Origin of the sequence: Streptomyces sp. NPDC006879 (assembly GCF_042869595.1) — a bacterium.
Taxonomy (GTDB): domain Bacteria; phylum Actinomycetota; class Actinomycetes; order Streptomycetales; family Streptomycetaceae; genus Streptomyces.
Map to the genome: position 1 here is coordinate 1 of NZ_JBIAGC010000026.1, position 12,096 is coordinate 12,096.

The following is a 12,096-nucleotide window of genomic DNA, read 5'->3' on the forward strand; positions in this document are numbered from 1 at the left end:
AGGCATGCGTAGAAAGCACCCCGGAAGCGTGACGCTTCCGCGAACGCTTCCGGGCGGACGTCATCAGGCGGCAGACTCGCCATCACGGCCTTCGTCTCGGTCACGTGCACTCCTTGGTCGGAGCACAGAATCAGACGAAGGCCGCTCTCAGGACCGGCAAACCCCCAGGTGAGTGACCCCCGTACGAGACGCCGTTCGAGACCAAAAGAAAAAGAACAAGCTTAGGGCGGCGGCACGTAGATCAGGCGTGGTGCTCGCTGGGCGTGCCGGGTTTTCCCACGGCCTGGTGGCCGACACTGATCGTGGGAGCGTGCTCAAGGGCTGTCCGTCAGACGTCCGATCCGGTCGGCGTCGCAGGTGCGCGGGCACGTGGTGCAGGTGTCTCGCGGTCGGATCGTGTAGAAGAGGCAGCAACTCGCCCGGTTCCTCGTGGGCAGCTCCTGCCCCTGCGGGCCGACGAGGGTGCGGAAGCCCGCGGCGCCGGTGTACGGGGCGGTGCGGCCGGGCAGGAGGCGCTCCAACTCGACCATGGCCCGCGGTCCCTCACCGAGTAGTTGTCCCACGTACCAGAGCCCCTCGACGATCTCGTCGGTCGCCGTGCCCCAAAGTGCGCGGCGCCCCCTGCGCATGCGGGGCCCGAATCCCTCCAAGAGGGGTTGGAGGTGCTCGGCCACCGAGGCTCGTACCCGCGTGCGCAGGGCTTCCTCATCCGCCACGACCTCGGCCCCGGGGAGTGCTGCGGCGGGGTCCTCGGGTAGGCAGGCGAAGGTGTCGATGTGAACCGACATGCGTCCCGAAGCGCGGTGTACGGAAACCGAGGACACGGGCAGGCGGGGCACCCGTCGGTGGAGGAACCAGGGGACCGTGACCAGCAGGCAGGCCGGCCACGCGTAGCGGTGCAGTCCGAAGCTCGCCACCACGTCGGGGCGCGCTGATTGGCCGTAGTCCCGCCGTACCTGTGTCTCGTCGAAGTCGAGGAAGGAGTCGAGCGCTCCGGGATCGGCCGCGAGCTCGGCCGCGCTGAACCAGCCGTCTTCGCTGGGAGCGCCCAGCGCGGCGGAGCGCTCCTCCACCCGCAGTCCCGGGTACGCCTCGGTCAGGCGCGTGTAGGCCGCGGTGAGTGGTGATCCGCTCGATGGCGGGAGGGGTGTGGATGCCGGTGCGGGGCAACTGCGGGAGGTGGTGGGGAGCGTGGCCGTCGCGGTCATGGGCGTCACCGAATCAGCGATCGTTAGTAGGTAAAGCTTACCTTACCTGATATCGGATGTGCCTGCTGCTGTGCCCTGGGTCACGTCCCGCGTCCGCTGGTCATGGATGCGCCTATCGTGCAGGGGCGTACATTCGGGCAGTGCTCGGATCTGACCCGTGGACGAGGCGCAGCTGGGAGGATGGTCCGAGTGGAGCACGGAGCGTGCCCGCAGGGGGCGCGTGACCGGGTACCAGACCCCGACGCGCCTCTCGAAGCCAGCTCGGAACTCCCCGCCCAGAGGGTGTTCCGCCACTCGGTACGCGGCCAGATCCTGGACGCGCTGCGTGCGGCGTTGGTCGACGGGGACCTGGTGCCGGGCGAGCTCTATTCCGCACCAGCGCTCGGTGCCCGCTTCGGCGTGTCCGCCACGCCCGTGCGCGAGGCCATGCAGCACCTGGCGCTGGAAGGCGCGGTGGAGGTGGTGCTCAACCGCGGTTTCCGGGTCCTCGAACGCACGCCGCGGGAACTACGGGAACTGGCCGAGGTGCGGGCCCTGCTGGAAGTGCCCGTGATGTTGAACCTGGCGCGCACCGTGTCCGCCGACCAGTGGGCGGCGCTGCGCCCCCGGGCCGCCGCCACCTCGGCAGCGGCGGCGGCCGGCGACGTCGCCGGATACGCCGACGCCGATCGCGCCTTTCACCGAGCCGTGCTCGCCATGGCCGGCAACGAACAACTGCTGCTGGTCGCGGATCGCCTGCACCGCAGGGCGCAGTGGCCACTCCCGGGAGTTCCGGTCCGCCGCGCCGACCTGGTGGCCGACGCGGCGGAACACTCCGCCCTCCTGGAAGCCCTGATCGCCCGGGACCTCGTGGTGGTCGAATCACTCGTACGCGAACACTTCGCCGGCGCCGACCTCTGACGGGCCTGGCGGCCGGTTCAGATCCTTGACGGGGCCAACTGGGCGGCCAGCCACGTCGGCACCCCGCCGAGCAGTCGGAACAGTCGCAGGGCCTCGGCGCGCAGTCGGGCCGCCTCGGGCTCAGGCTCCGCCTCGGCCAGGGCGGCCAGCGCGGGTGCCGTTCCGACGAGGAAGCCGAGCTCCTCGCGGATGCGCAGGGACTCGGTGAAGCCGTGCCGGGCCTCGGCGAGCTCCCCGTCGCGCAGAGCGAGGCCTGCCAGGTGGCGCCAGGTGAAGGAGAGCAGCAAGGTGTCGCCGTGCGCCGTGGCGCCGGCGTGGGCGCGTCGGTAGGCGGGCCGGGCGCTCTGGGGGTCGTCGGCGAGGAACTCCGCGACCAGCCCCCGCCGGAAGTCCAACAGCGGACGGGCCCGGCAGCCGGGGGTCAGGAGGGCGGCGGCACGGCCCAGCGCGCTGCGCGCCTCGTCGGCCCGGTCTCGCACGCCCAGCACGGTCGCGGCGTAGGCCAGGTGGCCGCGCTCGCAGGCCGCTGCTCCGCGTTCGTCATCGTTGCGGGCCAGTGCCTCCGCGGCGCGCAGCGCGTCCTCCGCCTCCGGCCAGCCCTGACCGGTGAACAGGCACCGTTCCACCAACAGCGCGGTGCGTTGTAACGCGGGCCCTGGCTGGTCCGCGCGGTCCGTCAGCAGTTCCGCCGCGTCCGTCCAGCAGCCGCGCGAACGCAGCCGCCATATCGCTCTCTGGAGGGGGTCGTCCCCCCAGGCCGTTCCGGAACCGGACATGGCGGTGTCCGCCACATTGCCCTCCCCAAGCACGTCTTTGAGCCCTGGAGCGAATCTCAGCACGGATGAAGGTCATCGGCCAAGAGGTCAGGTGAATCTGTTCACAAAGGCCTGATCCATGCCTGCCGTGAACCAGGGGTACTGACCTGGCGGGCATCTTGGCACAGGATGCGAGGGCCGTGCTGGACTCCTGGGTCACTGAGCGGATCACTGACCAGGCCGGTGCCGCGAGTCGGGGGAGAGGCTGGGAAGCGGGCGGCCGGAGGTCCGTGATGGGTTCTGGTCGACCGTCAACTCATGCGCAGGGCAAGGAAGAAGTCCAACTTGTCCTCCAAGCGGGAGAGGTCGCGGGCCGTCAGCTGTTCGATCCGCCCCACCCGGTAGCGCAGCGTGTTGACGTGGAGGTGGAGTCGGCTCGCGCAGCGCGTCCACGATCCGTCGCAGTCCAAGAAGGCCTCCAGGGTCGGGATCAGCTCTGCCCGGTGGCGCCGGTCGTAGTCCCGCAACGGGTCCAGCAGCCGGGCGGTGAAGGCCCGCCGTACGTCGTCCGGCACGAAGGGCAGCAGCAGCACGTGCGAGGCCAGTTCGTGGTGACCGGCGGCGCACACCCGGCCCGGTCGTGCGGCGGCGACCCGCCGGGCGTGCCGCGCCTCCTCCAGAGCGCCGCGCAACCCCTCGGCCGAGTGGACGGCGGCACTGACCCCGAGGGTCAGTCGGCCGTCCTGGGCGAGACCGGCCGCGAGTGGCTCGCGTACGGTCGCCAGCAGGACGTCGGCGTGCAGCGCGGTGGTCTGCGGGCCGCCCTCCTCGGGGCCGGGCAGGGCCGGCAGCGGTACCAGCGCGATGGCTTCGTCACCCGAGTGGGCGACGGCGATGCGGTCGGAGGGCTCCGGCCCCGACACCTGGGGGTCCACCAGGATCTCCTCCAGGAGGGACTGGGCGACCGGGCCGGCGGGAACGTCCCCGTCCTCCCAGTCGACCCGGGCCACCACCACCTGCCAGTGCGGTGCGGTCCCCAGGCCCGGCAACAGCACCGGCGCGGCCACCCGCAACCGGGCGGCGATCTCGGCTGGCGGGGCACCGGTCTGGACCAGCTCCAGCACCTCCTGGGCGAGCCTGCGGCGCACGGTGCGGGCCGCGTCACGCCGATCGCGCTCCACCGCGATCAGTTGGGTGACGCCTTGGAGCAGGTCCAGCCGTTCGGCCGGCCAGTCCCCGGCGTCCGCCTCCACGGCCAGCAGCCAGTCGGACAGCACGCCCTCCCGGACATCGCGCGGACCCGGCCCCGTGGCGCGGGTGTTTCCCCGGATTGGGAAGAGCGAGTAGGTAATACCCTGAAGGGAGATCCGGTGCGGGCCTCGGCGGCCGGTGCGGACCGCGGCCATGTGCTCGCCGGCGAGCGTCGCGCAGACGGCGGGCGCCAGAGGCTCTCCGGCTCCGGCGATCTGCCGGCCGGTGGGGGAGAGCACCCATGCGCGCAGGTCGAGGTCGGTCGTGAGCAGATCGAGCACCACATCGGGTCCACCGCCCGCGGGCCCGGAGGTCATCAGGCGACGATGGCGGTCCACCACGGCTGCGAGGTCGCCCGCGCGCTCCCCGGAGACCTGCCGCACCACGTACTCCGTGATCGTGGCGAATGCAACGTCCTCGTTCACGGCGAACAGCGGGAGCCGGTTCCGCTCGCAGGCCGAGACGAGGTCCTGCGGGATGTCACCGAGCTCCGCCTCGCCCGCCGCGAGTCCGGCCACCCCCGCGCCCGCGAGGATTCGTACGAACGGCTCGGAGTCGGCTGAATCTCGCCGCCAGGCCAGTCCTGTGAGGACCAATTCGCCTCCGGACAGATATCGGCTCGGGTCCCTCAGGTCGGTGGTCATGACCCCGCGGACGCTGCGGTCGAGCTCTTCCTCGCCGCCGAGCAGCCGCAGGCCCAGTGCCTCGGTTTCCAGCAGTGCGCGCAGCCGCATGTCGTCGCCGCCGATCTGTCTCAATGTTGCCGTTGAAAATCGGCGAGATCATCCCGTCCCGCCTTTCATACGAATCTACAAGACGACGGAGGCCGCCAGCCAACTCCTTCATGGTTTCGGTGACTGCACCCGAGGGATGGGCGGCTTGTGTACTGACTCCACACCGCGTGAACACAACATGAACACCCAGTCGAGGGCCCTTCGCCCCACTGGCTCGAAGTGAACGACCCGATTACGTAGAAGAGAGCCACACATGGACTTCCTTCGCCCCGCCAGCTGGGAGGAGGCGCTCGCCGCTAAGGCAGAGCACCCCACGGCTGTGCCGATTGCGGGTGGCACCGATGTGATGGTCGAGATCAATTTCGATCACCGCCGTCCGGAGTACCTCCTCGACCTGAACCGCATCGGTCTGCTGCGGGAGTGGGAGGTTGGCGAGGAGGACGTCCGGCTCGGCGCCTCCGTCCCGTACGCGCAGATCATGGAGAACCTGCGCGCGGAGCTCCCGGGCCTGGCCCTGGCATCCCACACGGTCGCCTCACCGCAGATCCGCAACCGCGGAGGAGTCGGCGGGAACCTCGGCTGCGCCTCGCCCGCCGGCGACTCGCACCCGGCGCTGCTCGCCGCGGGTGCCGAGGTCGAGGTGGAGTCCGTACGTGGAAGCCGCCTCATCCCGATCGACGAGTTCTACACGGGCGTCAAGCGCAATGCGCTCGCCCCGGACGAGCTCATCAAGACGATCCACATCAAGAAGGCGGACGGCCCGCAGCAGTACTCCAAGGTGGGCACCCGTAACGCCATGGTGATCGCGGTCTGCGCCTTCGGTCTGGCGCTGCACCCCGAGACCCGCACGGTGCGCACCGGAATCGGGTCCGCGGCACCGACGCCGATCAGGGCCAAAGCCGCCGAGGAGTTCTTGAACGCCGCGCTCGCGGAAGGCGGCTTCTGGGAGTCGGGGAAGATCATCACCCCTTCGATCGCCAAGCAGTTCGGTGAGCTGGCCTCCGGGGCCTGCAACCCGATCGACGACGTCCGCGGTACGGCGAAGTACCGCCGCCACGCCGTCGGCATCATGGCCCGCCGCCAGCTCGTCTGGACCTGGGAGCAGTACCGCGGTACCGGAGACGGCCGCTCGCTTGAAGGAGCTGCATAAGCATGCGCGTCAATTTCACGGTCAACGGTCGCCCTCAGGAAGCCGACGACGTCTGGGAGGGTGAGTCGCTGCTCTACGTCCTGCGGGAGCGGCTGGGCCTGCCCGGCTCGAAGAACGCCTGCGAACAGGGCGAGTGCGGCTCCTGCACGGTCCGCCTCGACGGCGTGCCGGTCTGCTCCTGCCTGGTCGCCGCGGGACAGGTCGAGGGGCGCGAGGTGGTGACCGTCGAAGGTCTCGCCGACTTCGCCAAGCAGCGCGCCGAGCACGGTCACGGCGGAGCCTGCGGCACCGGCGGCTGTGGCTCCGCGCAGGGCGTCTCGATCGACGAGGCCAAGCGGTGGTCCGCCAAGCCCGGGGACTCGCAGACCGGTGAGGGCGCCGAACTCTCCGCGGTCCAGCAGGCGTTCATCGATGCCGGAGCCGTCCAGTGCGGTTTTTGCACCCCCGGTCTGCTGGTCCAGGCGGACGCGCTGCTGGAGGAGAACTCCGACCCGTCCGACCAGGACATCCGTGAGGCCCTGTCCGGCAACCTCTGCCGCTGCACGGGCTACGAGAAGATCCTCGACGCGGTCCGCCTGGCGGCTGCCCGTCAGGGAGAGGCGGTCTGATCATGACTCAGAACACGCGCACGGCTCCGGCCGGTACGCCCACCAACGTCACCCAGAAGCACAACCGGGGTGGCATCGGCGAGTCCACGCTCCGCCCCGACGGCACCCTCAAGGTCACCGGAGAGTTCGCCTACTCCTCCGATATGTGGCACGAGGACATGCTGTGGGGTCAGACGCTGCGCAGCACCGTCGCCCACGCCGAGATCGCGAGCATCGACGTCTCCGAGGCACTCGCGATGCCCGGCGTCTACGCCGTTCTCACCTATGACGACCTCCCGGCCGAGATGAAGAACTACGGTCTGGAGATCCAGGACACCCCCGTCCTGGCCAACGGTCGGGTACGCCACCACGGTGAGCCCGTCGCTCTCGTGGCGGCGGACCACCCGGAGACCGCCCGCCGCGCCGCGGCCAAGATCAAGATCGACTACCGGGAGCTGCCCGTCGTCACCGACGAGGCGTCCGCCCTGGCTGCCGACGCGCCGTTGCTGCACCCGGGACGCGATGACCACCACGCCGGCCACGTGCCCCACCCCAACGTCGTCCACCGCCAGCCGATCGTCCGCGGCGACGCCGCCGAGGCCGCCAAGCGCGCCGATGTCATCGTGACCGGCGAGTACACCTTCGGCATGCAGGACCAGGCCTTCCTCGGCCCGGAGTCCGGCCTCGCGGTACCGGCCGAGGACGGCGGGGTCGACCTCTACGTGGCCACCCAGTGGCTGCACTCGGACCTCCGGCAGATCGCGCCCGTCCTCGGCCTGCCCGAGGAGAAGGTCCGCATGACGCTCTCCGGTGTCGGCGGTGCCTTCGGCGGTCGAGAAGACATCTCGATGCAGATCCACGCCTGCCTGCTGGCCCTGCGCACCGGCAAGCCCGTCAAGATCGTCTACAACCGGTTCGAGTCCTTCTTCGGACATGTGCACCGCCACCCCGCGAAGCTCTGGTACGAGCATGGCGCCACCAAGGACGGCAAGATCACGCACATGAAGTGCCGGATCGTGCTGGACGGCGGCGCCTACGCCTCGGCCTCCCCGGCCGTCGTCGGCAACGCCTCCTCCCTCTCCGTCGGCCCGTACGTCATCGAAGACGTGGACATCGAGGCGATCGCCCTCTACACCAACAACCCGCCCTGCGGCGCCATGCGCGGCTTCGGCGCCGTCCAGGCATGCTTCGCCTACGAGGCCCAGATGGACAAGCTCGCGGCGAAGCTGGGCATGGACCCGGTGGAGTTCCGCCAGCTCAACGCCATGGAACAGGGCACCATCATGCCCACCGGTCAGGTCGTGGACTCCCCGGCCCCCGTCGCCGAGCTGCTGCGCCGGGTCAAGGCCCGCCCGTTGCCTCCCGAGCGCCAGTGGGAGAGCGCAGGTCAAGGGGCGGATGTCCGCGCCCTGCCCGGCGGGCTGTCCAACACCAGCCACGGTGAAGGAGTGGTACGCGGCGTCGGCTACGCGGTCGGCATCAAGAACGTCGGCTTCTCCGAGGGCTTCGACGACTACTCCACCGCCCGGGTGCGCCTGGAGGTCATCGGCGGCGAGCCGGTCGCCATGGTCCACACGGCCATGGCCGAGGTCGGGCAGGGCGGTGTCACCGTGCACGCCCAGATCGCCCGCACGGAACTGGGCGTCACCCAGGTGACCATCCACCCCGCCGACACCCAGGTCGGCTCCGCCGGTTCCACCTCAGCCTCCCGCCAGACGTACATGACCGGCGGGGCGGTCAAGAACAGCTGCGAGGCCGTCCGCGAGAAGGTGCTGGAGATGGGGCGCCGCAAGTTCGGCTCGTACCATCCGGCCTGGGCGACCGCCGAACTGCTCCTGGAGGGCGGCAAGGTGGTCACCGACGGCGGTGAGGTCCTCGCCGACCTCGTGGACGTCCTGGAGGGCGAGGCGGTCGATCTGGAACTGGAGTTCCGTCACCGTCCCACCCAGGCCTTCGACCTGGTCACCGGCCAGGGTGACGGGCACGTCCAGTACACCTTCGCCGCGCACCGCGCGGTGGTGGAGGTGGACACCGAGCTCGGCCTCGTCAAGGTCGTCGAGCTGGCCACCGCACAGGACGTCGGCAAGGCGCTGAACATGCTCTCCGTCGTCGGCCAGATCCAGGGCGGCACCACCCAGGGCCTCGGCGTGGCGGTGATGGAGGAGATCATCGTCGACCCGAAGACCGCGAAGGTGCGCAACCCCTCCTTCACGGACTACCTGATCCCCACCATCCTCGACACGCCGACCATGCCGGTTGACGTCCTGGAGCTCGCCGACCCGAACGCCCCCTACGGTCTTCGCGGTCTCGGTGAGGCACCCACCCTGTCGTCCACCCCGGCCGTCCTCGCGGCGATCCGGAACGCGACCGGCCTGGAGCTCAACAAGACGCCGATCCGTCCCGAGGCCCTCACCGGCACCTTGTAGGACGGGCATCCGTCCGGGGGCCGAGCGGCCCCCGGACCCCTGAACTCTCCGGGCGGTGCGGTCCCACAGGGAACGTCACACTTCCACGGCCCACCGCCCGGAGCTCGTGAGAACAGCACAACTGAACCCCCGTGATGCAGCGAACCTGTGATCCACCCCTTGAGTAGCACCGTTCGTCTCGGGCCGTCCCCCGGGTCGTGCAGCCCACGCACCATCCCAAATCCCGCGTCTCCAGTCCCCATGCGGGTGCCCCTTTGAACCTTGGGAGTAGGCACCATGACCCAGTCGTCAGTGGAGCCGAAGACCACCGCGGAAGACGCGGGCTCCGGCTCGCGCACCCCCGCCGGACGGTCTTGGCTCGACCGGTACTTTCACATAACCCACAGGAGATCCACGGTCGGAAACGAGGTCCGTGGCGGCGTCACGACCTTCATGGCCATGGCGTACATCCTTCTGCTCAACCCCTTGATCCTCTCCGGTAAGGACGCCGCGGGCGACACCCTCAGCCAGAAGGCGGTGATCACGGCCACCGCGTTCGCCGCGGCCGTGACCACGCTGCTCATGGGCTTCGTCGGCAAGGTCCCGCTGGCACTCGCCGCCGGGCTCTCCGTCTCCGGGGTCCTCGCCTCGCAGGTCGCACCCGTCATGACCTGGCCGCAGGCCATGGGCATGTGCGTGATGTACGGAGTGGTGATCTGCCTTCTGGTGGTCACCGGCCTCCGCGAGATGATCATGAACGCGATCCCGCTGGCGCTCAAGCACGCCATCACCATGGGCATCGGCATGTTCATCGCCCTCATCGGCCTGGTGAAGGCAGGCTTCGTACACGCTTCCCAGGGCGGCGGACCGGTGACCCTCGGCCCAGCCGGTGAGCTCGCCGGCTGGCCCGTGCTGATCTTCTGCGTCACCCTCCTCGCCATCTTCATGCTCCAGGCCCGCAAGGTCCCCGGTGCGATCCTGATCGGCATCACCGGCGGAACCGTCCTCGCGGTCGTCCTCAACGCGGTGGCCGACATCAGCCCCAAGGCCTGGCGCAGTGGCCCGCCGGAGCTCTCCGGCTCCGCCGTCTCGACCCCGGACTTCTCCCTCTTCGGGAAGGTCGAGTTCGGAGGCTGGGGCGAGGTCGGCGCCATGACGGTCGGCATGATCGTCTTCACGCTGGTGCTGGCGGGCTTCTTCGACGCGATGGCCACCATCATCGGTGTCGGTACCGAGGCCAAGCTGGCCGACGAACAGGGCCGCATGCCGGGCCTGTCCAAGGCCCTCTTCATCGACGGCGCCGGCGGGGCCATCGGCGGCATCGCGGGAGGCTCCGGTCAGACCGTGTTCGTCGAGTCCGCCACCGGCGTGGGGGAGGGGGCCCGCACCGGATTCGCCTCCGTCATCACCGGCCTGTTCTTCGCCGCCTGCATCTTCTTCACCCCGATCACCCAGATCGTCCCGGGTGAAGTCGCCTCCGCGGCCCTGGTCGTCATCGGCGCCATGATGATGCAGAACGCCCGCCACGTGGACTGGTCCGACAGCGCGGTCGCCATCCCGGTCTTCCTGACCGTGGTGATCATGCCGTTCACCTACCAGATCACCGCCGGTGTGGCGGCCGGAGTCATCTCCTACGTCGCGATCAAGGTCGCCCAGGGCAAGGCCCGGGAGATCGGCGGCTTCATGTGGGCTCTGACCGGCATCTTCCTGGTGTTCTACGCACTGCACCCCATCGAGGGATGGCTCGGCGTCAGCTGAAACATCCGGTTGCGGCCGGATCCACCGGCCGCAACCGGCCACCGGCGAACCCCGCCGGGGCCCGCGCACCCGATACTGGAAACCGATACCTCCGAGGAGGCCGACATGCTGGACATCGCCGAAGAACTGCACCGGTGGGTCGAGCAGGGACGTGACTTCGCCGTAGCCACCGTGGTGGCAGTGGGCGGAAGCGCACCCCGGCAGCCAGGAGCGGCCCTCGCCGTCGACAGCGAGGGCACCGCCATCGGTTCGGTCTCCGGCGGATGCGTGGAAGGAGCCGTCTACGACCTGTGCCGGCAGGCCCTCGAAGACGGCCGTAGCCTCCTGGAGCGCTTCGGCTACAGCGACGACGATGCCTTCGCAGTGGGTCTCACCTGCGGCGGGATCATCGACATCCTGGTCACGCCGGTGCGCGCGGACTCCGCCGGCCGCGCTGCCTTCGGCGCGGCGCTGGCCGCCGCCGCCGGCGGTGAGGCCGTTGCCCTCGCCCGCGTGAGCGAAGGGCCCGGTGAACTGATGGGCCGCGCCCTTCTGGTCCGTTCGGAGGGACCCCACGAAGGCGGCCTCGGTGGGCACCCGGAGCTGGACCGGACGGTCGCCGCGGAGACGCGTGCGATGCTGGACGCCGGTCGGACCGGCACCCTGGAGATCGGCCTGGGCACCGCCCCGACGGAAGGCGCCAGCGAGGACGGCGCCTGGCAGGGCGGACGGCTGTGCGGCGAGCCCCTCAAACTGCTGGTGGAGTCGAGCGTCCCCGCCCCCCGAATGATCGTCTTCGGCGCCATCGACTTCGCTGCCGCCCTGGTACGGATCGGGAAGTTCCTCGGCTACCACGTCACCGTGTGTGACGCCCGCCCCGTCTTCGCGACCGAGGCGCGCTTCCCCGAAGCCGACACCATCGTCGTGGACTGGCCCCACCGCTACCTGGCCGCCGAGTCGGAGGCCGGCGCCGTGGACGGCCGCACCGTGTTGTGCGTCCTGACCCACGACGCCAAGTTCGACGTGCCGCTGCTGGAGACGGCGCTGCGGCTACCGGTCGCCTACGTGGGCGCGATGGGATCACGGCGCACCCACGAGGACCGCAACAAGCGTCTACGGGAGGTCGGCGTCAGCGAACTGGAACTGGCGCGGCTCCGGTCCCCGATCGGCCTGGACCTCGGAGCGCGCTCGCCGCAGGAGACCGCCCTGTCCATCGCGGCCGAGATCGTAGCCAACCGCCGGGGCGGCAGCGGAGTCGCGCTGACCGGGGCGCACACCCCCATCCACCACGACCGGACGGCGGCAGTGGTCAAGAGGATCGGCTCGGTGGCCTGAACCCGAGCAAGCAAGGCGCGCCTCGTGCCGGCCG

9 protein-coding genes are annotated in these 12,096 nt (G+C 70.2%); 6 read left to right on the plus strand and 3 right to left on the minus strand.

The window, feature by feature from the left end; genetic code table 11:
- Nucleotides 1-314: 314 nt before the first annotated feature.
- The gene (locus tag ACFYMC_RS19460; RefSeq protein ID WP_388526575.1) at nt 315-1,208 is read right to left on the minus strand and encodes a (2Fe-2S)-binding protein; all 894 of its coding nucleotides are present in this window, start codon (nt 1,206-1,208) and stop codon (nt 315-317) included.
- Nucleotides 1,209-1,388: 180 nt separating this feature from the next.
- Between ACFYMC_RS19460 and ACFYMC_RS19465 the strand changes: the two genes are divergently transcribed.
- On the plus strand, nt 1,389-2,108 hold the full coding sequence (locus ACFYMC_RS19465) for a GntR family transcriptional regulator (protein WP_388526578.1): 720 nt from the start codon (nt 1,389-1,391) through the stop codon (nt 2,106-2,108).
- Between the two features lie 17 nt (nt 2,109-2,125).
- Here the strand turns inward: ACFYMC_RS19465 and ACFYMC_RS19470 are convergent, their stop codons facing one another.
- Nucleotides 2,126-2,899: a hypothetical protein gene (locus ACFYMC_RS19470; RefSeq protein WP_388526580.1), complete on the minus strand. Its 774-nt coding sequence runs from the start codon at nt 2,897-2,899 to the stop codon at nt 2,126-2,128.
- 275 nt (nt 2,900-3,174) lie between these two features.
- On the minus strand, nt 3,175-4,848 hold the full coding sequence (locus tag ACFYMC_RS19475; RefSeq protein WP_388526764.1) for a PucR family transcriptional regulator: 1,674 nt from the start codon (nt 4,846-4,848) through the stop codon (nt 3,175-3,177).
- Between the two features lie 253 nt (nt 4,849-5,101).
- On the opposite strand from ACFYMC_RS19475, the gene ACFYMC_RS19480 reads away from it, so the two are divergent.
- The 5 genes from ACFYMC_RS19480 (at nt 5,102) to ACFYMC_RS19500 (ending at nt 12,062) form a co-directional block, all read left to right on the plus strand.
- The gene (locus ACFYMC_RS19480; protein WP_388526582.1) at nt 5,102-5,998 is read left to right on the plus strand and encodes an FAD binding domain-containing protein; all 897 of its coding nucleotides are present in this window, start codon (nt 5,102-5,104) and stop codon (nt 5,996-5,998) included.
- A 2-nt stretch (nt 5,999-6,000) separates the two neighbouring features.
- Complete coding sequence (locus tag ACFYMC_RS19485; protein ID WP_388526585.1) at nt 6,001-6,606, plus strand: (2Fe-2S)-binding protein; 606 nt, start codon at nt 6,001-6,003, stop codon at nt 6,604-6,606.
- 2 nt (nt 6,607-6,608) lie between these two features.
- Nucleotides 6,609-9,011: a xanthine dehydrogenase subunit D gene (gene pucD / locus ACFYMC_RS19490; RefSeq protein ID WP_388526589.1), complete on the plus strand. Its 2,403-nt coding sequence runs from the start codon at nt 6,609-6,611 to the stop codon at nt 9,009-9,011.
- Nucleotides 9,012-9,287: 276 nt separating this feature from the next.
- Nucleotides 9,288-10,748 carry an NCS2 family permease gene (locus ACFYMC_RS19495; protein WP_388526592.1) on the plus strand — a complete coding sequence of 487 codons (1,461 nt, stop codon included), beginning with the start codon at nt 9,288-9,290 and terminating at the stop codon, nt 10,746-10,748.
- A 105-nt stretch (nt 10,749-10,853) separates the two neighbouring features.
- Entirely contained in the window at nt 10,854-12,062 is a 1,209-nt protein-coding gene (locus tag ACFYMC_RS19500; protein ID WP_388526595.1) for an XdhC family protein, read from the plus strand.
- The last annotated feature ends 34 nt before the right edge of the window (nt 12,063-12,096 follow it).

Bases quoted from the DNA above. Each gene is read 5' to 3' on its own strand.
- ACFYMC_RS19465 (WP_388526578.1), top strand. From the start codon at position 1,389: ATGGTCCGAGTGGAGCACGGAGCGTGCCCGCAGGGGGCGCGTGACCGG.
- ACFYMC_RS19475 (WP_388526764.1), bottom strand. From the start codon at position 4,848: ATGCGGCTGCGCGCACTGCTGGAAACCGAGGCACTGGGCCTGCGGCTG.
- ACFYMC_RS19495 (WP_388526592.1), top strand. From the start codon at position 9,288: ATGACCCAGTCGTCAGTGGAGCCGAAGACCACCGCGGAAGACGCGGGC.
- ACFYMC_RS19500 (WP_388526595.1), top strand. From the start codon at position 10,854: ATGCTGGACATCGCCGAAGAACTGCACCGGTGGGTCGAGCAGGGACGT.
- pucD (WP_388526589.1), top strand. From the start codon at position 6,609: ATGACTCAGAACACGCGCACGGCTCCGGCCGGTACGCCCACCAACGTC.
- ACFYMC_RS19460 (WP_388526575.1), bottom strand. From the start codon at position 1,208: ATGACCGCGACGGCCACGCTCCCCACCACCTCCCGCAGTTGCCCCGCA.
- ACFYMC_RS19485 (WP_388526585.1), top strand. From the start codon at position 6,001: ATGCGCGTCAATTTCACGGTCAACGGTCGCCCTCAGGAAGCCGACGAC.
- ACFYMC_RS19480 (WP_388526582.1), top strand. From the start codon at position 5,102: ATGGACTTCCTTCGCCCCGCCAGCTGGGAGGAGGCGCTCGCCGCTAAG.